Source organism: Mesorhizobium sp. ISC25, from assembly GCF_042295465.1.
Classification (GTDB): Bacteria; Pseudomonadota; Alphaproteobacteria; order Rhizobiales; family Rhizobiaceae; genus Mesorhizobium.
In genome coordinates this window covers 827,323-850,905 of sequence record NZ_CP135441.1, presented here as the reverse complement: position 1 = coordinate 850,905, position 23,583 = coordinate 827,323, and the positions used below count along the sequence as shown (strand labels likewise).

The window sequence follows — 23,583 nt, the reverse complement described above, 5'->3', positions numbered from 1 at the left end:
CAGCAACGATTGTTCAAACGCAAGCGATCATGACAACGCCTTCGCTGCAAGGCAAAATCACTCAGAATTCGAAGGCGGGAATGCGTTCGAATCCCGGTAGTGGCTTAATTGCCGCATTAAATGCGCGTCTTCCCGTTACAACCCCTCCAGTCTTAAAAAAAAGCCGGGCTACGCCCGAATTGCCCTGCCCTTCAACGGCGACGAGTCGGCCGCCTTCGGCAAGCTGTTCGAACAGCGCCGCCGGCACCTCGCCGACGCTGCCGCCGATCAAGATGACGTCGTAAGGCGCCTTGGCGGCATGGCCTTGCGGCAGCGGTCCCTGGACCACCGTGACATTGCCACAACCAAGTGCCGCGAGCGTCGACGTGGCGGTCTCGGCCAGCGCCGGATCGCTTTCCAGCGCGACCACGGACCTTGCCAGCCGCGACAGGATCGCCGCCGCATAGCCGGTGCCGCAGCCGACATCGAGTGCCGAATCGCTTGGGCCGACATCGGCCAGTTGCATCAGCTTGGCCAATGGCGACGGCTCCATCAGATAGCGCGGACCATCGGCCGTATCGGCAATGCGGATGTCCTCATCGATATAGGCAAGATCGCGCTGGCCGGCGCCGACAAAGGCCTCGCGCGGCACGACAAGCATCGCCTCGAGCAACGGCGCGCTGGTCACGTCGGTGGTGCGGATCTGGCCATCGACCATCTTCACCCGGCGTTCGGCAAAATCAGCGCTCATGTTCCAACCATCCGCTTGCCGCGCAAAGGCCGCGGCTGTTTCGACCGGAACTGAAGCCCCCCTGGCGCTGACGCGCGGGAGCTCGGGCATTGGAGGCCTCGCCCGGAATCGAACCGGGGTGCAAGGATTTGCAGTCCTCTGCGTAACCACTCCGCCACGAGGCCTCATTGCTCCCGGCGTTCCACCCGGCTCCAATAGGTTGCGGCGAAAATGCCGTCAAGCGGCCACCATGCATTCCCAACGGTTCTTCCGACATCGAGGCACTGCTTATCAACGCAATGCCATGCTAGCAATAACATATTAGCTTATCGTTAAGCATGATTCTGGGCGCCAGGAACCCGAAACCGGCGATCACGTTGGGCAGATAGGAGGCTCCGCCATGGGTCGAGCGGCTACGGAAAACGGCACGTCGCGCGGATTGTCGCAGTCTGCAGAGCTTGTGCGCTATGCTATCGATCGCCTCAGCATAGAAGGCGCAAACAGCCTGCCGCCGCGCGACCGGGCGCGGCTGGCATCGGCTACCGCCGTTCTCAAGGAGCTCTGCGAACGCCTGGAAAGCTGCTTCGACCAACCTCGGTAGTGCATAGGCGGAGCACGCCGCTCTCAAACAATTGCCTGTTTCCGGCCTGTCAGCAGGGCAACCTCAATCCGGCCGGCGCCGTCGCTCCCACCAGACGACGAAGCGGCGCCGGTGACGGCGCACCAACGCGAATTCGTAGGAGAGCACCAGCAATCCGATCGGCACCATCCAGAAACCCAGGATCGGCAGGAAGCCGAGAATGCCGCCGATGATCAGCACGACGCCGATCGCAATCCTGAGGCCGCGCGAGCGCGGCATGGTGAACTCGCGGCCGAAGACCGAGATTTTCCGGGCCGGTGGCTGTTCGTCGCTCATTGCCGTCATTTGAAATGTCGATCCGTTTGCATCAGTAGCACCATCAGCCGGAGAAAGCCGCAACGGCCTTTTCCGTTCCGTGACAGGCGAGAGACAGCTCATATGAGGGCGCTCGCCGGCCATTGCCAGAAAGCCTCGCGCCAAAAAGCACCGAAAAATGCGAAATGCTTCTTTGCAAAGCCGAAACGGGTTTGCTATAGGCTGCCCCACTCACATGAGAGCCTCTGTTCCCCGGTAGCTCAGTGGTAGAGCAACCGGCTGTTAACCGGTTGGTCGCTGGTTCGAATCCGGCCCGGGGAGCCAACATTTTCAAAGACTTAGTCGATCCTAAAAAGCTCCGGAAAACGGCTGATCTACAGCATATCTACAGAATCTGGGTTCGCTATGGACCTGTTCTGATGATTGCCGCGATCAGCGTGACGGAAGGCTTTGGACGAACTTCACCATCGCCCAACGCCCTTTCACGGCGGTAACAGGGGTTCGATTCCCCTTGGGCGTACCAGCAATTTCAATAACATGACGACAATCCGAGATTTGCGGTCCCGATAAGAGACCCGAGGCGATTCCTTTCGCCGCCGACCCTTCGGCAGCGAACCAAACACCGGTCGATCTAAGCTACAATTCGCGACCAGTGTATGGGTGGCGCATTTCGTCGAATTTCTTCAAGCCGCCATCACGATGGAGGGCGAACGGAGCAACGGAGGATCAGATGCCGCGCAAGAGCAAGCGCCAGAAGCGACCCGAAGAAGAACACACGCACCTCGCCATCAAAGTGGCACGCTGCGAGGCGAGCGTCGAAGCTGCCGTCAACTACAACGTCTACACGCCGGAGTCGGCTTGGAACTCAGATGATGACGACCCACTGTATCGGTTCACTACGCGACTGACGGTCGCCGGAATATCCACCTACCCAGAGGAACGGGCGGGCGACACCTATGAGGTCACAATCTATGGCGACAACTTGGGCTCAGGCGACATTCGTGCGACGCTCAAGGATGTGCAGGAGCGCGATGAGTACGGCTCGCCCAAATATCGTCAATACCGCGGTAGGCAGATTCCGATTTACAACCCACCTCCAGGCATGGGGCTCATCGACAAGATCCGCGGCGAGCCACGCTGGACGGTGTGGCTTCGCGTTTCCCCATGCTTTACGAGCGACGCACTCGCCCTATTGAGCAACGGACGATCGCTGTACCTGGCGATCCACGAGCGCAAGGCGAACCGCGCGCGCTGGGTTCAGAGTGTGAGCTTGCAAACGACCGACTCTGCAGAAGAATAGGCGACGCTTGAGCACTTTGCCCCCAGCCGAGGCGCCGCGCCACCCGACCGGGGCTAAGCCTTCACACGGATGACGCCCATAGGTTCAGTCCCTGTATAGACAGCCCGCATTTACCAAACTGCTTCAACGGCAGCTTCCCGGAAACGGAGGAGCTACTCCTCTTGCTCCGTTGGATATGTTCACTATGTCCACCGGATTCGCCACGAGAATACAAGTATTCGAATTTACAGACGAGGCAGTCATACGCTCAGGGTGGCCACACAAGATTAGTCACCATAATAAATGACTTAGTCAACCGCTCGTTGACTTGCCACAATGCCTGTGACAAACGGGGATGATAGGTTCGGGGGTATGGTGGAATTGGTAGACACGCTTGGTTTAGGTCCAAGTGCCAAAAAGCTTGGGAGTTCGAGTCCCTCTACCCGCACCATCGTCACCAGGCCATGCTGGCTCACCACTCGGCCGGCCGAAATTGCTCCCAACCTCATTTTTCAAGCTTAAGCTTGGAAAATGGTTGGAACGCCGGACTCTCCCCACTTCAATTATGGTCTTATCCAAACATTGCTTCGGTGGTAACGCAAATAAGGCCGATGCTCTAATCGTAAAACAAGTTTCGGAGCCTGTGCCAAAGCTAGCTGTGCCTGCGCAACTCCTTCTAGACTCGTTGACGTCAGAACTTTTCCATCATCATCGAATGTCACCAAGCCGGCATCGAATGCGGCATCCCATAAAGCAGATAAGAGAAGGCCGTTATGCACGTCGAGACGCTGAGCGTCGGTCTCGCAGCGAGCCCATGGCATCATATGCGATGCTCGCAGGAGATCGGGACTGGATATCCCGCTCAAGGGGCAAACCCCGTGCCAATAGTCCATCAGGGCGTCTCGAAAAATGCCCTGCCCAATCCTAAACTTCTGGGCGCGCTCACCTTCGGTGTCGCCAATCCCCCCAACGGCCTTCTCATATTTCTCAAGGGGAAAGTTCGGCAAGCTGACCGATAGACGGTACACAGCCTGGACCCCTGCATGCAGATCATCACGGGTTGCGAACACGAAGGCCGCAGCATGGCCCTTGGCACACGGGGATGCCGGTGCAGCATCCAGAGTTCGAGCCACGCCTTGGTGCATAACGGACAAAAAGAACGGTCCGGAAGGACTAGCGGCAGCCAATCCGATTTCGGCCGGCGCACTTGCTGAGCGGAAGAAGATCCAACCAGCGGCTTCTTCGGGGCCGATCCGGTACCCATGCTCGTTCGCCGCATCCCGTAGCTCCGAGAGGAGCGCGAACGGATAGGTCATCAAACGGGTCTCCGCGGCCGTCACAGGTCGACCCCGAGCAAGCGCTGTGCGGGTGGATCGCCGTACATCTTGAGCTGTAAATACGGGGGCTCTCTGAACTCAGCCGGAGGAGCCGTAGTAGTCGTAATGATGTACTGAAACAGCGGCGTTCCGCCCACCCGCTCCAATTCTTCGGCGATGTCGAATAGCCTTCCGTAGATCGACAGACCAAGGTCGGCCTCACGCGGGCTGTCATGCAACAGGAACGGCGGGACCCGTGTCGCCCCCTCAATACTGAGACACATCGCAGCTAGGTCAAAAGCCAGGACTTTGAGCGACTCGATCGCCGCCGTCGTGCGGTCGCCTCCCATATCGACCGCAATGCGACCTCTCGCGTCGTGCCCCACCAACCGTCGAACAATCGGATCGAATTTCTCGCTCATTCGACCGAATACGCGCGCCTGTTTGTCGCGAAACGCCCCGAGCCGCTCTCGTTCAGCATCGAGTTTCGCGCCTAGCTCGCGAAGGCGCTTTACCGCCTCATCCTGAGTGTCGATGAGATCGGCCACACGCTCAACATCGTCGCGGGCCCTCCGAGCCGTGTACCAGGCAGCCTCCCGGGTATCGCGAGCCTTCTCTATCGTACCAACACGAATGGCAGCTTGATGGAACTGCTGCTTGGCGAGCGCGATCTGCTGCAGAACTCGCACGCCTTCTTGGCGCAGGCCTTCAAGGCGCTTGCCTTGTGCCTCGAAGTCCGCCCGACGTTGAGCCCGACGTCGTCGGCATGCTTCGGCGTCGGGTATTTTGTGCGAAAGCTTGCACCCTTCAGCCAAAGCCCGATCAATCGGCACTTCACAAATTGGGCAGATCGGGCTCTCCGTCTCGGCTTGCGAATAGGAAAGCCCGGGCAGTTCCCCTTGGATCTCGCTCAATACTCGCTGTTCGATCGGAATCGATGTTTCAATGCGAATGCGTTCTCCATCGAGACGCATCCATTCGAGTCGCGCAGCTTCATGCTGCTCACGCGCCGCAGCGAGTTCGGCACCGCCGCCGGCGGGAAGATGCTTTGCAGCCCCTAGGCGCTCGCCCGCGGACTTACGCATGACATCGATCAAGAGCGGCATCTCGGGCAACGATTGGCCCGCCAGGTCAAGCGCTGCCACAAGGCGGCTTTGTGTGCGTTCGATTTCCCACCGCCGATGACCGATCTCCTGATCAAGGGTTCGACGTTGTTCATTGAGGCTATTCACTTCACCGCGTGTCGTTTGCTCCTCTGGAGTGATCGCCATCAGGAAGGCACGGAGCGCCTCGAGCCTCGGCCCCTTTTCCTGACCGCTCGCAGGTATAGGTGAACCCGAATCCGAAGTTGGCGACCGCCAGTCGAGAACGTCGTCGAACCGACATTCCTGGTCCCGCGTCAGCCAAGCCAAGGCGATCGGCCAAATCGGTCCATCGGCACGCGGGCGAACCAACCCCGCGAGCTCGGTGGTAATGACACTCTGATCCACAGCCTCGATGAAGGGCTCAAGTCCAGTCGACGTTCCCTCGCCGGCGGCGATCTCATCAAGATTGCCGTTAGCTACAGCCATATGTCGGCGGCGAACGCCGAGAGGTCGAACGATCGCCCAACATACCCCGTCGAGTATGACTTCGGCGCCGACAATGCCGTTCAGGAATGCGGTGCCTATCCGATCCCGCTCTGGCTCCGTGGCGAAGCGATCCACACCAAGGCAATAGCGGATCAACCTGCAGAACAGCGTCTTACCACTCCCGTGCCCGATCGCGTTGGTCTGGTCTGCCGAAGCAGCATCATCAGCTCCGTCTGGGGACCAGACGATATTGAGGCCAGGACGAAGGGCAACGTCTCGCACCTTTTCCCCGCCAGGCTCCTTCCAGATGACCAAACGCCGGACCCAAAGCCGCGGCCCCTCTAGCCCTTCGGCTGGCGTTATGGTGAGGGGCTGCGGCCCTAACAAGTCAGGCTGCAGCGGCATCGACTATCCACCTCTGTATCTCATCTGGCAGCGAATTCACCGCTGCGCCGAGATCTATGCTTCTCAGCGCCTCCAACACGAAGCCTGCGCGGCCGTCTGGCCAACTTAATGTATCAATCGCATCGAGTCCTCGACCTGGTGCCCACGTACCATCATCGAGGTTCTCAATCAGTCGTCCATTGCCGCGATGGTTGCGGACAGCCGCTCCCCACGCAGCGTTGTTCCGCGTGGCGAACGCTGCGACAGTTCCTGTGAGCGGATCAGCTTCGGCCCCCACCAAGCGACGCCATTCTGTCGCTTGAGCAGCCGTCAAAAACGGAACGAACAACCGCGGCTCTAGCACGAACGCCGCCATGAGACGGACATCTCTAGTTGGCTTTGGTCCGTCCATTGTCTTCAGGATGGCTGCTAACGCTGCGCCGGTGTCCCCAGGCTGTGGTTGTGGCTGGCGGGCCCACGCGCCCTCGGCGAGTGCTGCGCCAACTAGCGACATCGGAATGGAAATAGCCGGATGGCAGCAACTTGGATCTGCTGGAACCGGGTTTAGCAACGTTTGATAGGCGCGGCCTGCAAGTTTGGCCGCCGCCATCTCGTCATACATCTCGATCACGACGCGCTTCGTACGGAATTCATTGTGGTCACGCTCTTCATATTTGCGTAGCACCGTGAAGGAATCGAGAAGCCACTCGGCTTGGTTTTTGCTCAACCCGTACAGATGCAAGACCGCCGCGTCGATTTCAGCCTGCAACAGAATGCGACGTTCAGGCTGCCAGCGAAACGGAGGATGATCGCGCCCTAGATCGTGTGCAAAAGGAGCAATCTCGTCGTTAGTGTAACAAAGTTCCAGCGCTCGCGCTGACAGCCACGCCCTAGGCGGAATGCCTAGGAAAGAACAATTCGCCTGCAGGTGCTCAGATGATAGCGCCGGAATTTGCTCAACGACAAAATATTTCATTCGGTTGGATTTCTGTCGAGCGGCGTAGTCAATTACCAAGCTGCCAAGGATCGCTGTCAAAGCAATATTGCTCTCGGTTTCGCGCCCTGGGCAAAGGAGATAGGCCGTATCCCCGGCACCACTTTTTGGGATCACAGTTCCTACGAAAGATCGCTCCGACGGTCCTACATCGCGCCACGCGAAAAACCATTTATGGTCGCAGACCTCGCCTAGCGCTTCATGCGTCAACCGCGCTTCAACCCAATAGCGCGGTTCAATCCTGTACCGGGGATCGTTGTGCTTCGCGTCCGGAACGTGGGGCAAAACGCCCTTGTTTGCTTGCTTTTCGGTCTGGTCTTCGTAGGTGCCGTATCGGTGATCGAAGTGCCAGAACATCTTCCCTTCGTACAAAGGATAGACCTGTCGGCCATCTGTGAGGATCGCCAATGCGCCGCGCCTGTCGACGATGATCGGCGCAATGTCCTGATGATCCAGGAAATCGCCGGACGCCCCTGCCATATGGAAAAGCGTCTTGAATTTGACCTGCCATGGATTCTCCTCACCGCCATCGGGATGCTTGCGTACCAGCACCGGGGCAGCCTTGTGGATCGTTGCGGTGATCTCAGCGTCTCTGGCGCGTCGGAAGGCCGGCAGGTTGAGCGTGTTTGGGTTGATCGCCTCGATCTCATCGATCGTCAGCGCATAACGCCGTTCGGGGTCAGTTATCTGCTCGGGCTGCCGAATATGCGCAGTGAACCAAGGCTGCTCGATTTTCTGGCGCCCACCCGTCACGGTTAGGAGCCCGAATTTCGTCTCGTTGTGCACACTTTTGAAGAGCTTGTCCTCATTCTCGAACCCAAAGAAGGAAGCGAGAGTCTTGGTGCTGAGGAGATGGCGCAGAAATTCCCGATAGGTGTACCCGGTAACGAGGCCGTTCGGCAAAATCAATCCTGCCCGCCCGTTGGGATTGATCGCCTGTCGGAAATGGTCTGCAAAGATGGCGTAGGTGTTTACGTCACCGACGCCACCTAGAGGGTATCGACCCGACAGTCGTAAATAGGCGCTTTCGCAAGCCGCCGTCCTTACGGCCGCATTCCATTCGTCGGCAAGGTGGGGATTTGTTTCCCCTAGTGCCGCAATAAGCTTTTTCCGGGCAGCTGCATTCTTCGCATTAGCAATGTCTGGTGCCGGCGCTGCAAAAAACTCTTCCTCCTGGAGCTTCACTCTTTCCCAAGGCGGATTGCCGATTACGATATCGAAGCCACCCTTACCCATGATGTCCGGGAATTCGACCGGCCAGTGAAAGAATCGATGTCGTTGGGCGCATCGATCAGCCTCGGCGAGGAGCGGGCCATAGAGTGTTATTCCCCTTAGATACTCAGAGACCTGGCCACTAGTTGGCACCAGCTCGCGCCCACGTGTCGGTATCTCGGACTTCGGAGCGAACCAGGCGGCAGTCCAAAGATTACAGGCGGTCTTGAGCTTCCATGCCGCGCCTCCCTGCGCCATTAGGCTGTTGAAGAGCCGACGCTTTCCTTCGATATCCTCCAGGCTATCTTCAGGCCGTGACTGCAAGCCGGCAACAGCTTGCGACAGCTCTTTTTGCCCTGCCACCAACCCAAGCCCAGTCTCGACCTTCTCGCGTTCCTTGACCTCGCGCTTGTTCTTCGTGCGATAGTGAGATGCAGCCTCCTTGTCGTCGCCGGCCAACGGTTTGAACGCGTCGTCGGGAATGCCATCGCGCAAAACGCTGATGTCAAAGACACCGATCAAGCTGTCGCCACAGCGCAAGTTAGGATCCAAGAAACCCAAAGGTTTGCCCGGCTCCACCGTCTCGATCCACAAAGCGACCTTGGCCAACTCAATAGCCATTGGATTGCGATCAACACCGTAGATGCAGCGACGCGCAACGTCCCGCATCGCCGCCGAATAGTCCGGATCATCACTATCTCGAAGGAGCGCGACGCGGCTGGCAATTCTTCGCGCGGCACCGAGAAGAAAGTGTCCCGATCCGCAAGCCGGATCGATCACCGAAAGCGCAAGGATCGCCTCGACTCCACCTTCGGCCTCCGCCCGTTCGAGTACAGGATCTAGCGTACTATCGAGCAGCGCTTGAACGAGGCCATCTGGAGTATAATAGCTGCCGGTCTTCTTACGGACGTTACCACGCGTCTCATCACCGCCCGCAAAGCAGAAACGCCGGCCATTGCCTTCACGCGTGGGTACAAGCTCGAGCAGACCTTCATAGACCGAACCCAACTCTTCCGTCGCCATATCACGCCAGTTGATACGGACGCGGCGCCCGTCCTCGATCAACCAGCTTAGATGGAAGATCGCACGCATAAATGCTCTGTTGGGCAATTTTGCCTCGTCGAGATCCGGCGTCTGGCCCCGCGCGAAAAGGCTCCCGAGCGGCGGCAGCCCCAAGAGCTTCTCACCGCCCTCCAGGCCTCGGAAAACGATCTTCGCCCCTTCCCAGGCATCACGATGATGGTCGTGCGCGGATCGTCGGGCCGACCGCCCTCGCATGTGGCCGAAGCCGTAAGCTGACGCATAAAGGTCGCGTGATTCGGCCGAAGCATCCGGTCCGTGCAGAAGATCGCGGTCCTCTGACACAGCAAGGAAGATCAGCCTGTAGACGACCCGCAGAAGCTGCTCGAACCATCCTTGGACGCTGATGCGATTCTCATCCAGCTTTGCCAGAAGGTCCGGATTTACATCCAAGAAACCCTGCCCGAGCGCGAGGAGCGCCTCTTCAACGCTTTCACCAAGCCTTTCGCGAGCCGCCGTACCTGCTCTCAGTCCCGCCTCACGCCACCGTTCCAGAGCACAATCGACAGCGGGTGCGTTCTCTCCCCCAAAGCGCGTTGCATGGATCAGCAGCCATGTTGCGGTGAAGTCTGCGAACATCTCGTCGCGGAAAATCGCCCCGAGATCAGCCTCGATGTAAGTGGGACGGGTAAAACTGGCATTGTCCCGCATGAGACGGACACGATCTCCGGCGAAGACCATACCCCATAAGAAATCGGGATTGGCGTTCAGCCAGTCTTGAAGCAGTACGCCGGGCGAACGCCGCGGGATCGTCCCATCATGGTCATCGCCTAGCTGCGGAAGCGCCTTGTTGAACGCCTCACCGTCCGGCATCGGGGCCGCAACGACGACAGGCACCCGGCCGCCTTTGGCCTCAAGGGTGACGCGATAGGTATGCCCATCCCTGTGATGAAGATTGGGACCGTGGAGAGTCTCAAATCCGAAAGCTTCCTCCAGGAGACATTTTACGAAAGTGGTGGTCTGAATCACATTGGGCGTCGGCAACCTGGCAAAGGCCTGCCAATGGGCTTGGCCGATCCTGAAGTAGCGAGTGATCTCGTCCCGCAAATTGGTCCCCTTCGGGCAGCCATAGTCGGCGGCCGTTTTCTGATCCGGCGCGGTAGCGGCGATGGCCGCCACCTGATCTGGTGAAATGAGGCCGCCCTCGATTGAGACCGCGGTGAGCCCAATGTCGGCGACACGTTTGAGATGGCGAGCCACTACTCCCCCTCCGGAAGGAGGACGTAGATGCCAATCACGTCGGCTGGCAGAACCGGTACAACTTCAACCGTCACGCCACCGCGCGCCGCCTCCGTGAGCCTCAAATGGTCTTCAGACAGCACCGTCCCTCGTTCGGCGGCGAACGTTGCTATGGCGGGTTCGTAAGTTGCCAACCGCTCACGGGCACGCTGAATCTGGCGCGCGATCGCTTGTTCATCGAGATTGCCGGCCGCCTCAGGCTCCAGCAGTGCAAGCGCTGAGAGACCGGTCAGCCCGGCTTCGGCGGCCATGCCTCCAAAGGCGACCCCGGTTGCTTCCTCCGCTAGCAGCAGCCGATTTGTCCGACCGCTGGTGATCAGCTTGAAGCGGAGACGCAACAATAACAGCGTCGTCATCTGATTGACGGCCCGGGTTCGCCAAGCTCCACAACGGCCGAGCGGGGGGAACGCCCCACCGTCGGGATCCAGCGCCCCCTCCGCCAGACTCTCCGCCAAGCTGGCGACGAGCGGATGAACCCGGCCGAGGTGCGTTACGCCCGGAGCGGGATCGTCCTGAAATCCAACTCTTCGCGTCCCGCGGAGGCCGCGCGCTTCCAAGCGCTCCTTGATGGCGTCGGGCATCGCATCGAGATGAACGAGCTGAAGCTGGCCGGCTTTCTCCAACGGCGCCCCGACACGCTTCAGAGCTCGATCCGTGAAACGGGCGACCTCGGTCGGCCCCCCGTTCAGAGCCCGCATCTGTCGCCATTCCGGCAACACCTCCTCGGGCTTCAATGCACCTTGGGCATATCGCGCCCGACTCGCCTTCGCGTTCTCTTCGGCATCGCGCCATTTGCTGTCGAGCCGTTCGCTCGACAGACCAAAATCGAAGGCAAGCTGCTCGCGGTGTCCACGAAACATGAGTGCCTGCATGAGTGCAGCAGTCACGCCTTCGCTGTCCTCGGGCATGGGCACCGCGATGCCCGTCGCTTTACGGATCGCCTCCGCCTTGCGCAAAATGACCTGCAGCACGGCTCCGTCGATGGCGCTGTTCTCGCCAAAGATCGTCACCGATCGAACGATCGGAGACTGTTGGCCAAATCGATCGACGCGGCCCTCACGCTGCTGATGGCGGGTCGGATTCCAACTGAGATCATAGTGAACGACAGCGTCGAACAACGATTGCAAATTGACGCCCTCGGAGAGACAGTCCGTCGCGACCAGGATTCGGCTCTCTGAACCTTCGAGGCGGTCAACCCGGGCCCGCCGCTCTTCTGGTGTCAGGCGACCGGTCACGATGGCGACGTCAGCCTTTGGCCACGCCTTGCGGAGCTCTTCGCCTAGGGACTCAGCCGTGGCGATAAACCGGCAGAAAATAACAGGCCTCGCGCCGTCTTGGAGCAGCTCCTTCAAGACCTTCAACAGCCGAGCGACCTTGGGGTCCTCGGCACGCCGCGCATCGAGCGCCTGCGCCATCGCGATCAACTTGCCGAGTTCCGCCCATTCTTCGGCATTGATAGTGGCGGTTCCCGGTTCGAGATCGCCTTGGTCGAGAAGACCCTCATCCTCGTCAAAGACGACAGGCTGCATCGCCTCTTCGTCCGCAACGCCGCCGAGCCGATTGCGGAGCGCACTGGCCGCAGCCGCAGGAGACGAGCCAACGCAGCGCATGAGCGCCAGCGTTCCCCAAAAAGCGAGCCGGCGGCTTCGCTGGTCGGCGCCAGCCCGCTGCGTGACCGCCAAGCAGTAGTCCAGGACACGATCGTGTAAAGCAGCAAAGTCCCCAGTGAGGCTGAAGGACTCATCCTTCACCTGATGGATCGGGAAAGTCCGTTTCTCGTTCCAGCCGGACTCCATGATGTCCGGCCGACGACGCTGGACATAATGCTGAGCAAGGCGGCGCGCATATCGGACGCGGGTATTCCCATCACCCCGCGCTCCTCCCGCAAAATCTGGGCTGATCAGTCCCAGTAGGCGGTCAAATGCGGCTTCGTCCCCGCTATGCGGCGTCGCGGTCAAAAGCAGTATGTGGCGCTTTTCATCAGCGACCAATCGCTCCAGGAGTTCAAACCGCTGATGCCGACCACGCTCGCCTCCGATACAGGCATGGGCCTCATCGACGACTACCAGCGATGGGCAGGCGCGCGCGAACTCGTCACGTCGGCTGTCGGCCTTGATGTAATCGAGACTGACGACGGTGTGGGGATAAGCTTCAAAGAGGCTTTGCGCGGCTGGCAGCCCGCGCTCAAGACTACGAGCCCGGGCCGATGTGACGGCCACGGCGTCGATATCGAATTTCTCGGAGAGTTCGCCGACCCATTGCTCGACGAGGTGCGGCGGACAGAGAACCGAAAAGCGATCGATCAGGCCACGATCAAGCATCTCACGAACGATGAGGCCGGCTTCAATCGTTTTACCGATACCAACATCGTCAGCGATCAGCAGGCGCACGACAGGGAGTTTCAGCGCCATCATCAACGGCACCAATTGATAAGCCCGGGGCTCGACGCCAAGATGAGCGGCGCTGCGGAAAGGGCCGGCTCCGCGACGAAGCGACAGACGCAAGGCGTCCGCCAAGAGGCGGCCACCATCCTGAGTGTCCCGCTGATCGAGCTGGGGCGGCGAAAAACGAGCCGGCCTCACCGGGATTGCTTCGAGTGCGAGCGCGATCCGCTGCGCGTCGGCCTCCGACCCTGAAAGCGGCCGGACGTTGAGGATGTCATCGTCAGGCGACGGCAGGACGACCCATTCGCGTCCTCGCACCTCGACAAGATCACCCGGCGAAAATCGTACTGCGTCCACTATGCCGCTCCCAGAAGTTCTGTCAGTTCAACCGGAGCCGTCTCTCCGGGCTCATCGGGCAACTCGACAAGGTCCACTCCCAAATCTGCGCATGTCGCCGTCAATCCCTCCGGCACCAATCCCGGGACCGCAAGCACCTGAAAGTTCGGCCAATACAGGTCGTGCAAAATGCCGCCGATCTTGCGCGTCGACGGAGCGGGCAAGCCCCACCGCCGGAACGCTCGCCTCCAAGGGCTATCAACCTCACCAGGCGGCGTGTCCACGATCTCAGGCTCTGCAAGCTCGCAGAGGAAGGACGTTACCTCTGGGTCGCGGCGGTCGATCAGATTATGATCGGGTTGATTGAAATAGGAGAGCAGGCAACGATAGCAGCCGGCGACACAGGCATCCTCCCGTTCGATGATACTTTCACCCTTTGAGGGCAAATCATAGTGCATCAGATTGAGCGCCTGGCGCGCGATCTCTGCCATACGGAGCGGATCGGAAACCAGACGGTTGAGCACGCCTGCGCCACCTTCCGTCGCTTCGTAAAGCAAGATTGCCTTGCGCTCATCGCGCTTCGGTAAGGGCTCGCCCAATAGCTCCCCCTCCTCCAACTCGGCGACAATCTGAATGCCCCTTAGAAGCGCGTGCTGTAGCGTCGCCATTTGCGCTTCATTGAAATTCGCGATCGGCCGCAACAGAAGGGCGTTCTTATGGTCCTCAACTATCGGGACAATCCGTTGCGACTTCGGCGTCGTGACATCGATATCGTCGTCATCGCCACCGTTCAGCGTGTCCTTGACCCAGCGCCCCGATGTCGGATCAATACAGAAGCCTTTGATCGACTTGGACTTGCGACGGCGGAGGCCATTGTTGATGCGCGATAGCTTTGCGCGTGCGCCGTAGTCGAGGAGGAGAAGCGGCTCTGTCCCAGCGCGCAGAGTGAGCGTGCGGGTATCCAGAACCCCTTTGTCGAATTGCCATTGAAAAACTGTTTGAATTTCGAACCCGCGCCTCTGACGATCTTCGTCGTTTGCCGTGATCCGCGCCGACGGCGCAGTTTCCACGTTGTCGATCCGATAAACGTTATCGAGACGGTCCACACCCGCGAGCGAGGCATTGCAGGCGTGGCAGCGTTCCAGCTTGTCATCGGAATGAGCGGCACCGCACTCGGCGCACAAAATGAGGCTGGTCGTCGCCAGCTTGCCGTCGTCGAGACGACCGTGCGCTGGCAACTTCGCCCGCACAACTCGATAAGCGCGACCCTCATGATAGATCAGGCTGTTGGGACCAAACTCGGAAATGGCGAGAAACCGCGGTCTCTGAAGAACCGCAGCCCGTTTCGTTGCGGGAATAAATGCATAGAGCGGCAGACGCGGGAAATTGTAACCCGGCAGAAAACCCTCCGTGGCCAAGTAGCGGTACGTGTAGAAATCAGATCCGTTCGAAGCCTGACCACGTTCAAGCATGTCGAGCTCTTCCGTCGCGCGGAAGTGACGACGGGCCGCCTCCTTGCGCTCGCCCGGTTTGAAGGAGGTTTTCTGCTGAATTTGATGCGCCTCTTCCTGCTCACGGCGCGCACTTCGATACAGCTCACGCCACCGGCCGAAACTGCGTGCAAAATTCTGAGCCGCCTCTCGATCAGTCTCTTCCACGAATGCATTCAGATCCGACAACCAAGGAGCATCAGCCAGATCGATGGCGCTGGCAGTTTGCTCAAGGAGGCGCCGCATTGTGGGTCTTGCAGCGCCGCTAGCGGCGAGTTGTGAAAAGGCCGTCGCGATTTCGACCGAAACCGGCATTTCCAGATTGGCCATATCTAGATTTTCCGGAATTGAAGGCTTCAGCGGTATGACCGCGGCAGCAAGCCATTCCGCATGAAGGTGACTTTTCAGGAGATCTCGATTGGCAAGATCCAAGGCGGGCGGCTTCACTACCCCTGCGACCAAGCCTTGCCTATTGTTGAAATAATATTGGTCGTGAGGGGATTGTGCGGCGCAATAGGTTATAACGAGCGCTGCCTGGCCGCTTCGACCAGCGCGACCTGCCCGTTGCACATAATTTGCTGGGGTCGGCGGTGCATTCCGGAGAAAGACCGTGTTCAATGCGCTGATATCGACACCCAGCTCCATCGTCGGTGAGCAGAACAGGGCTGGAAGGAAGGTTGTGGGCTCGCCTTCTTGACGCATCTCATCCCGATTTTCGGCAATCCGTTCAACATCCGCCTTTCCGAACCTGAACCGGTCCTCGCGCCATGCCCGAACTCTCTGATCGACTTGCGCCGTATGCTCTCGCGCCTCGAAGGCCAAAGGTAGGTCACCCTCTTTCGCGAGCATCTCGGCGACTTCTTCGTAGAGAGTTTGGAAGAAGGGGTTCTCTCGCTTGCCGTCTGCCCTTTTGGTCGCGGGAAAAAGCCGCAGAGCCGTCGATGCGAGACGCCAAGCTGGCGCATCGCCGCCTGTGGCCACTCGGCGGACTACTTGATGGCCTTCGGCCGCCCGCAGGAGCGTCGCGATAACGTCTCCATACTCCTTCACTGGCAAGGGTTCAGGCCAGATATCTTTGCTGCGCAAAGCCTTACCGAGCGCGGTGCGCCACCCGCCACGCACAATCAATCCGTCTTCCGTGGCGCTGATATCTGCCTTGCTCGGGGGATCAATCATCAGGAATCCAGCCTGCCGCAACTCGTGCTCTTCGTTCTGGTCGATGAGCCATGGATCACGAAGGTGATTTCGGGACGCCTCGGCGACTTGCAGTATCCGTTGCCGGTCTAGTGCTTCCGTGGCGATCGCCAGACCGCGCCGCATATAGTCAAAGAGAAGATTGAAGAGCCTGGCACGCATTTGCGGCGTGGCGGCCGCTAATCGAGGGTTACTAACGAACTCTTCGTCGTCATTTGCCAGCTCCTCCAGTCCGGGGAACCGAACCTCTATCAGGCCGGCTTCTTCGAGATTGGGATTCGTAAAACGCCAGCCTTTGCGCAAGTCAGTCCAGAGCCGGTGAGCGAGAACGGAGGTGAGTACCTCCTCAGCCCCCTGGCGGTTATGGAAGCCCTTTACCCGAGGATCGAACATCCAGTCACTGAGCCGACCAGGCTCATCAAGATCAAAGCCGAGCGCTTTGCGTATCGCCTCGCCGAATCGAACGTCCGCCAGGCCCTTGTCGCCGGCATTGCGCACTGCGCGTAAGATGGCGCCGCGAAGCAGGCTGACGAAAATGAAGTCGTTGAAGTGGCCCGCCTGGAGAGCCGCATCTTGCCGGTTGTCGGTGAATCCCAGGAGTTTTCGAGTGCTTTCCTCCAGCGTCCCCTCCGCTTCCATCCATGCCAAGATGGTCGAAACGATCAGGGTCGTTGCGGAGCTGCGGCCCTCGGCCGATAGACCGGCAAGTTTGTTGATGTCACGTGCCTGTTGCGGTGGTTGATGACGGCAATGCGGGCAAAAGCGGAACTTGCCGCCAAAGAACCACGCTGGCACACCGTCATCGCCGAGCGATCCATCGGGTCTCACCGATAGAAGCTGCCCTTCGTGCTTGCCCCGATGCCCGCTTTTCAACCGATCTTGCCCCGCCGGTGTCGTCTCTTGCCAATCATCGGGAAAGTCAGCAACAGCTCCTCCGAACAGGAAATCCGCGTTGATCACCGGCACTAAAAAGCCCGCTCGCGAGCCGTCTGCTTCCACTTCCTCACTCGCCGGCTCGTCAATGGGCCGCGCCAGAACTTTTAGGCCGTCGAGTGAATTCTCGATCCGAACGCTGTGGTGCTCCTGCCCGCACTCCCGACAAAAGAAGACCGGATACAAGCGCGCGTTGGGATCAGAGGGATGAAAGACTTGTCCCTCCAACACGATGCGCCGGCTCGCTGCAGGCTCCAGCGTCGCATATGCGTGCCCGGCTCCCGAGATGAACCGGTGAAGCTTGAACGCTAGAAAGGCGCGATCGCTAATACCTCCACGAAGATCTTCGCGGCGCCCTATCAACGACAGCATGCTAGCAAGGGATGCGTTGCATTTCGCTTCAGGGATACCCGTTCGAACCGAGAGCCCCGAACTCGCCTCGCTCAGCGTCATGGGCGGCCGACGCCGCAGTTTCTCACCTTCGAGCAGCCCGATCTCTGTCTCGATCCAACATGCAAGCGGGTGAGAGAACAGCTCCTTGTCCTTGAGTTTTTCCGGCGTAGGTGCCTGGACTGCGTCTTTGAGAGTGTCCCCTAGGTTGGCACTATTGATCCGAGGATCTGTCGCTCGAGCAAGATTTTCATCGATAATCGAGGCAGCGCTCAATTCCTCGCCGAAAATGAGCTTGCCAACATGGGCAACAGCTGCCGCTCGTTCTATCTCATCGTGTGCGCTGGACATCGTTGCCGACGTGCCGATGCATATTAGCTTCTGGTCCCTGACTAATCGATCCTTCACGCGGCGGACGAGCATCGCGACATCTGCGCCCTGCCGACCGCGATAAGTGTGTAACTCGTCGAGCACCAGGAAATCCAAACCCGCGGCATTGGCGATGACGGCGCGATCAAGACCGTCCTGACGCGTCATGAGCAATTCAAGCATCATGAAATTCGTCAGGAGAATGTCAGGCTTGGACGCAGCAATGGCTTGGCGTTGGGTTTCGTTCTCTTGGCCCGTGTATCGTCTGTAGGTCGGGCGCAGTCCCTCGTCGAGCCCTGACTCTCCGATATACCTTTCTAGCTCCTCAAGCTGACTGTTGGCCAAAGCGTTCATTGGATAGATGATAATCGCGCGTGTTCGTGCTGCCTCGCCGGCTCGTCGCGCGCGAACGATGGCATCAACGATGGGCAAGAAAAAACACAGTGATTTTCCGGATCCGGTTCCCGTGGTGACAATGAAGCTTTCGCCATTGTGGGCTTTGGCAACGGCGCGCTCTTGGTGACGGTGAAGTTTGATCGATTTTCGATCCGGTCCGGCCGCGAAGATTTTGCTAAGGGCCGGATCGAGCACATCTTTGGCGACCAGCTCGTCAACCGATGCTCCTGCCTCAAAGCGTGGATTAATCGTAATTAGGGGCTCAGGCCAGAAGCGCTGATCGGCGTAAGCAGCATCGACTTGCACGCGAATTTCTGGCGCGCGAATCTCCGAAAACGAACGAGCGAACGATTCATATCGCTCGATCAATGCTTTATCGAGAGTGAAGATATCCACTGATCCCCCCTTTATCCACTCGTCTTATTTTACTTTTAGCCGCTGTATTGGGACAATTTCGCCTTATTGATTGCTTATGTCTCGCAATAACGTCTCCCGCTACGCATAGTCGTAGGGCTCCTCTTAATAAACCTCCTCTTCATCCTGATCGGCAAGAAGGAGAAGGTTGCGCGTTGGACTCGATGATATGTCACGCTCACAATCACGGCGACGGTAGGACCTCGCTTCCGACGAGGCTGCGCAGCCGCATTTCGACGGATGTCGGATCGGAGAGATCAATCGTCGCGATCGCGAGCCGTTCGACGCCAGCAGCAACCGTGTATTGGCGCAGCATACCCTCGTTCTCGCCCAACTCATCATGATGTGGATATAGGAGCGTCAGGCGACTACTTGCGTACAGGCGCGCATAGGCCATCATTTGATAGATATCTGCCTGCACCACGCCGCGCTTGCGGTCCTCCGTGTTTCGGGCGAGACGCTTCCACTTGGTGTCGATCACCATGACCACGCAGGCTCCATCCTTAACCAGGATGTCAGGCCGCGTTTGGAAGCGTTCCGGCCCGCGACGATCGTTCTCGTCCAACTCCGCGAGGCAGTAGCGCAACCCGCCTTGCGCCACGACGCGCAGCTTGGTGTCTCGCAGTGCTCGGTGCAGGCTGCGCGCGATATAGGTTTCGAACAACATGCCCATGTCGAACAGGAGCGCGGTACCTTGAGTTTCGCCCGCGCTCGTTGTCTGAAAACGGTCCCCAAGCAGGAGCCGGGCAAAATCGACAAGCGGCCGCCATCGGCTATCCGTGCGATCGAGCGAAAGCCGCTCCCAAGGCAAATCACGCCGTGGGACTTGTTCCACGTCCGCGTAGGCAAAGGCGAGCTCTGCAAGCCGGCGCTGTGTCTCAGCCCGCCGTGCAAGCCGCTGAAGCCTAGTCACCGCAGCCTTTAGGATACGGTTGAGCGCGATGTCTGGGGATAGCTCATCGTATCGGCAGGCGAGCCGCGTCGCATCAGCCGCAAATGTGGTGAATTGTCGGGCCACATCGAGGCGGCCGCGGAGAGCGGGCAGGTCGTCCCGCTGTTCGACATAGCGGCGTGGTAGACCGCTGCGGACAGCGTCGATTAATTGGTCGGTAAAGAGCCGGATCAGGATCTCGAGTAGCGTCTCGTGCTGGATGCCGAGCGCCGCGACGCGATCCGCAGCAATGTCAAGGTCGTGTGCGACGGCCAGCATATGGACCAGTCGGCGGCGAACGCCTATGTCACTATGTATTCCGTCGATCTTGGGCAGGATCTCGAGCGTGCAGTCCTCGGCCGAGATTACGCCCACCACATTCTGTGCGCGCAAATAGCGGCCTCCATCAACGAGGATCCGCGTGCCGTCCTCCCCGCCAAGAGGCGAGGCGCGGGCCACTGCGAGCAGCCGGTCTGCCTGAGCGCGGCTCAGCCCATCCGCACCGATTGGGCGTCGTTCCCATTCACGGAGCGATGTCACCCGACGATCCGGGTATACGCATTAAGGGGAAAGTCGGCCCGCACCGACCATCGTCGACGCTCAAGCCCGCCACCTGCGCCGCCATCAAAACCCTCAGGGGCTTTCAATGGTTGCCAAGTCAAAAATGCGCCCTCGCCCGCCTTTGCATCGGCATCGCCGAGCACGTGCGCAACCTTCTCCCAATCTTCAAAGAAATATTCCTGGAGCAGCGGCAGAATCTTGCGCCGCATCACCCGGTCGATGTCAGAACGATTTCGACACTGCATGAAGAAACCGTGCCCGATCTGGTGCTCGCGATCGAATAGGTATTCGATCCGCGCGTTGATGGTCTCGAGCAGCCGGCGCAGAGGCACCCCGTTCACCTCACTTTCCAACCGGTCCGCGTCAGGCATAAGTTCAACAAAATCGAAGCGCCGTCGAAGTGCTGTGTCGAGCAGCGCGATCGAGCGATCGGCGGTATTCATCGTGCCAACGAGATGGAGGTTCGGCGGAATGCCAAACATTTCACGCGAATAAGGCAACCGGACCTTAATCTCTCCAGCCGCGTCGATCCGCTTATCCGGTTCGATCAGCGTGATAAGCTCGCCGAACACCTTTGATATATTCGCGCGATTGATCTCGTCGATCACTAACACATAAGCGTCGGCCGGTTGGTCGCCCCCCTCCCCGCCCGGGAGCAGACCGGCGAGTGCATCGCGTTTCAGGAACTGTTCCTGTAGCAAGTAGCAGGAGCGCATTGTAAACGGCTTGTCATAGATCGTGTCCGCGGGAAGGGGTTCGTCGGGGAGCAGGAGCCAGCGGACAGCGCGGCGGTGATGATACTGGTTATTGTCGTCGCTCGCTTCGTAGTGGTACGCCCCAGTCACCTCGCCAATCGCGCGAAACTCTGAATTGCCATTCGATATGACGACCAGATCTCCCTCGCGCATGGACGTGCGAAAGCGCCAGAGCTGAGAAATGTGGCCGCTGTTGCCTGTAGTGCCCGGCTCGATCTCGTTCCATCGATCGAAGATCGCCTGGTAGCCGCGGTCGCCTTCATAACGCGCGTCCGACCAATCCTCTTTCCCTCCCCAACCCAGCGCTACATAGTTGCCCTCGACTGCGGCTTCGAAAATATGGTCTTCGAGCCCTGCGCGCCCAAGCGACATTTTGAAAACCTGCCGACCGCTCACGTCGAAGCCGCCGGTTTGTCCGGCCGACTTGCGAGCCTGCTCGGCGAGTGCGGAGATCTCACGAAAGACGCCACGTTTGGCCACGAGCCGGAAACCTGCCGACATGCCATCCTCCCCATCGCCCGCCCCTGTTTCCGGGCGAAGCCCCTCGACGAACTCCTCGTAAGAGTAGCTCTGGTGAAAGGTGACAAATTGGATCCGCCGCGCCGCAACGAGGCGCTTGTACTCGACCATCAATTGTGCGCGCGCGGTTGCGGCAAGCATCGGATCGTACGGCATAAGGTTCAGGCAAAGCCGCACTGCATGCACCGCGGTCTCATAGGTCTTGCCCGTGCCGGGGGGGCCATAGAGGATAAGATTGGTAGGTTCGACGGCTACAGCCCTTGCCTCTGCCGGCGAACGTTCGTCCTCCACGCCAGCCCCGTCTTCGCCGGCCACAATCTCGTAGCCGAGCGCCGCGAGCACCCTGCGCGCCTCGCTTCCGCCATATGGGCCGGGCTCGCCGTGCATTGTCTCATAAGCGGCGTTGGCAATTGCCTTTGACGGATAGCGCGAATTGCCTCGGACAACCCGATAGCGTACGCCTCGCAAGCTGCGATTATATTTGGCAACGAAACTAGCTTCACCGAGCGCGTCGCACTCGTTCATCACCATTTCAACGGTTCCGCGATCGATCGCTGGCCCCATCTGCTCATCCCCCAACTTTTCCTTGCAAGTCACCCAGACAAAGCCTTGCACATCCCAGAGATCTCTCGGGTGCCAAGCCCATTCGACATCCATCACAGTGAATACGAACGCTGCCAGTTGGAGCACTGTTTCGTACTCGGATGCGGTTAGTACGTTATTGCCGAATAGCGGCCGGTCGAGCATGGCCATGCCGAAATTGTGAAATCGCTGATAGATAACGGAGATCGCGATTTCGGGCCGTGCCAGCGCTTGGATTACGGTAGCCAGTATCCGGGTATCGCCATAGGGGAGGCTTTCTTCCGATCCCTCGCGCAACAGCGGCCATGCCGTGGCAAGGAAGGAGTCGGCGGCAACAGGCGGCGGATCGCTTGCTCTGAAAAGAGCGCCTGCCGCGGTTTCCAGTGCTCCGGGATGCGCAGAGCGGATGGCGCTTAATCTCGCATTGGACCTGTAGTAGCCAAGTAGGTTGCTGTCTTTGCTCAACGCGTCGAGGACCGCTCCGCCAAGCTCTGCGTCGCCGGGCGGGGGGTCCACGTGCAGAAGTTCGTTGGCCCGCGCGACAAGTGTGCGCTTATAGTCGTCCTCCTCGCGGTGATAGCTGGTCGAGCCTGTGAAACCACCACCAGCCTCGAAGTCCGGAAAGGCGGAGAGGAAGCGTTGCTTGAGCGCATCAAGCGCATGGCGGTCGGGACTCGGCAGCGTCTCTCCGCCTCCGGCAAAGCGGCCATAATAGCTCAGCGATGCTCGGTAGCTCGCCAGATTGGCGTAAAGATCGCCAGCAATCGGGAAGCTTGCCGGGTTCGGCCTTTCATCGCGCTTGTCTTGCCGCGAATATGCAAGTGTGCGCCGCAATTCGGCGAAACCGTCACGGACGAATACAGCGTCCAAGTCGCCATACGCCTGGTCCAGCCGCCGCGCCTGCGTAATCTGTGTATTGACTGTGTTGGCTGAGTAGTTTCCTGCCTCAAGCCACTTTCGGTACTCAGCTTCCCGCACGCTCCCACCCCCCACCCTTGTAACCCTAAGCACACCCATAAGGGGCTACTGCGCGCGAGTCGACAAACAGAGACTAAACCGCCTGCATTTCTCCGCGCGGTAGTGAGCGAGAGCACAACCGCCTACCGGTTCTCCCATGTCACAAAGGGCAGCCTAGCTGCGCACCGGTTGGTGGGGCTCCAAAGTCCCCTGCCCTGCCGCTAAACCCGGAAGGGGATGCCGATCGGCACCCGATCAGCCCGGCAGCTACGATCTCACACGCTGGCGTTCTAGGGCCAAATCTCTGTCAGCTGGCCTCTGCCAATGGCCGAGATGCGTAGGAAGTTGCCCGTCGGCTCATCTGTTAAGACGAGCAGGTTGCGCCAGGAACGGACCAACGGATCGCCGTCACGGCAGTCGCGTGTCGACCCTTCTCTGCCCTTCGTTCGGAGAACCTCTACGGCAGGCCCTGAGCCTAACCGGTCATACGTGCTAGCTCACCGCTTTACCGAAAGTCGCCCGCTGCCATAACCTGCAGCCATATTCCTTTGCGGGAGTCTCAATTGGCCGGATCTCTGGGGGGCTCGAGTGCCATCTTTCGCATCATCCGCCGTCTAGCTGGCCGCTCTGCGGCCAGCCGCCGACCTTGACCAATGCTTGAGAAACTGCGCGAAATGACTGTACAGAGCGTTG

11 protein-coding genes and 3 tRNA genes are annotated in these 23,583 nt (G+C 59.3%); 4 read left to right on the top strand and 10 right to left on the bottom strand.

The features are described 5' to 3' along the window. Window positions 1-61: 61 nt before the first annotated feature. Both RQ479_RS04215 and RQ479_RS04210 read right to left on the bottom strand, forming a co-directional pair. Window positions 62-730 carry a protein-L-isoaspartate O-methyltransferase gene (locus RQ479_RS04215; protein ID WP_376704209.1) on the bottom strand — a complete coding sequence of 223 codons (669 nt, stop codon included), beginning with the start codon at window positions 728-730 and terminating at the stop codon, window positions 62-64. 90 nt (window positions 731-820) lie between these two features. After that, a tRNA-Cys gene (locus RQ479_RS04210) sits at window positions 821-894 on the bottom strand. Window positions 895-1,109: 215 nt separating this feature from the next. On the opposite strand from RQ479_RS04210, the gene RQ479_RS04205 reads away from it, so the two are divergent. Continuing rightward, window positions 1,110-1,310 (top strand): hypothetical protein, encoded by a 201-nt coding sequence (locus RQ479_RS04205; RefSeq protein WP_376704208.1) that lies wholly within the window; start codon window positions 1,110-1,112, stop codon window positions 1,308-1,310. A 63-nt stretch (window positions 1,311-1,373) separates the two neighbouring features. Here RQ479_RS04205 and RQ479_RS04200 read toward each other — a convergent pair whose 3' ends face one another. After that, the gene (locus RQ479_RS04200; RefSeq protein ID WP_376704207.1) at window positions 1,374-1,634 is read right to left on the bottom strand and encodes a hypothetical protein; all 261 of its coding nucleotides are present in this window, start codon (window positions 1,632-1,634) and stop codon (window positions 1,374-1,376) included. Between the two features lie 219 nt (window positions 1,635-1,853). Here RQ479_RS04200 and RQ479_RS04195 point away from each other — a divergent pair. The 3 genes from RQ479_RS04195 (at window position 1,854) to RQ479_RS04185 (ending at window position 3,334) form a co-directional block, all read left to right on the top strand. After that, a tRNA-Asn gene (locus RQ479_RS04195) sits at window positions 1,854-1,928 on the top strand. A gap of 406 nt (window positions 1,929-2,334) precedes the next feature. Next, entirely contained in the window at window positions 2,335-2,904 is a 570-nt protein-coding gene (locus tag RQ479_RS04190; RefSeq protein ID WP_376704206.1) for a hypothetical protein, read from the top strand. A 345-nt stretch (window positions 2,905-3,249) separates the two neighbouring features. Continuing rightward, window positions 3,250-3,334 (top strand) — tRNA-Leu (locus RQ479_RS04185). Window positions 3,335-3,446: 112 nt separating this feature from the next. On the opposite strand, the gene RQ479_RS04180 is transcribed toward RQ479_RS04185, so the two are convergent. From RQ479_RS04180 to RQ479_RS04150, 7 genes are all read right to left on the bottom strand, one after another. After that, window positions 3,447-4,199, bottom strand: coding sequence for an HNH endonuclease (locus tag RQ479_RS04180; RefSeq protein ID WP_376704205.1), 753 nt, complete (start codon window positions 4,197-4,199; stop codon window positions 3,447-3,449). 20 nt (window positions 4,200-4,219) lie between these two features. Further along, window positions 4,220-6,085 (bottom strand): chromosome segregation protein SMC, encoded by a 1,866-nt coding sequence (locus RQ479_RS04175; protein ID WP_376704204.1) that lies wholly within the window; start codon window positions 6,083-6,085, stop codon window positions 4,220-4,222. A 73-nt stretch (window positions 6,086-6,158) separates the two neighbouring features. After that, on the bottom strand, window positions 6,159-10,640 hold the full coding sequence (locus RQ479_RS04170) for an Eco57I restriction-modification methylase domain-containing protein (RefSeq protein ID WP_376704203.1): 4,482 nt from the start codon (window positions 10,638-10,640) through the stop codon (window positions 6,159-6,161). Continuing rightward, on the bottom strand, window positions 10,640-13,420 hold the full coding sequence (locus RQ479_RS04165) for a DEAD/DEAH box helicase (protein ID WP_376704202.1): 2,781 nt from the start codon (window positions 13,418-13,420) through the stop codon (window positions 10,640-10,642). Before RQ479_RS04165 ends, RQ479_RS04170 begins: the two co-directional genes overlap by 1 nt. Further along, window positions 13,420-18,567: a DEAD/DEAH box helicase gene (locus RQ479_RS04160; RefSeq protein WP_376704201.1), complete on the bottom strand. Its 5,148-nt coding sequence runs from the start codon at window positions 18,565-18,567 to the stop codon at window positions 13,420-13,422. Before RQ479_RS04160 ends, RQ479_RS04165 begins: the two co-directional genes overlap by 1 nt. A gap of 202 nt (window positions 18,568-18,769) precedes the next feature. Beyond that, window positions 18,770-20,056 (bottom strand): McrC family protein, encoded by a 1,287-nt coding sequence (locus tag RQ479_RS04155; RefSeq protein ID WP_376704200.1) that lies wholly within the window; start codon window positions 20,054-20,056, stop codon window positions 18,770-18,772. Beyond that, on the bottom strand, window positions 20,053-22,911 hold the full coding sequence (locus tag RQ479_RS04150) for an AAA family ATPase (protein ID WP_376704199.1): 2,859 nt from the start codon (window positions 22,909-22,911) through the stop codon (window positions 20,053-20,055). The genes RQ479_RS04155 and RQ479_RS04150 overlap by 4 nt, the downstream gene beginning before the upstream one ends. Window positions 22,912-23,583: the final 672 nt, after the last annotated feature.

Excerpts from the sequence above, each read along its gene's own strand:
- RQ479_RS04215 (WP_376704209.1), bottom strand. The coding sequence starts at position 730 with ATGAGCGCTGATTTTGCCGAACGCCGGGTGAAGATGGTCGATGGCCAG.
- RQ479_RS04190 (WP_376704206.1), top strand. The coding sequence starts at position 2,335 with ATGCCGCGCAAGAGCAAGCGCCAGAAGCGACCCGAAGAAGAACACACG.
- RQ479_RS04180 (WP_376704205.1), bottom strand. The coding sequence starts at position 4,199 with ATGACCTATCCGTTCGCGCTCCTCTCGGAGCTACGGGATGCGGCGAAC.
- RQ479_RS04205 (WP_376704208.1), top strand. The coding sequence starts at position 1,110 with ATGGGTCGAGCGGCTACGGAAAACGGCACGTCGCGCGGATTGTCGCAG.
- RQ479_RS04200 (WP_376704207.1), bottom strand. The coding sequence starts at position 1,634 with ATGACGGCAATGAGCGACGAACAGCCACCGGCCCGGAAAATCTCGGTC.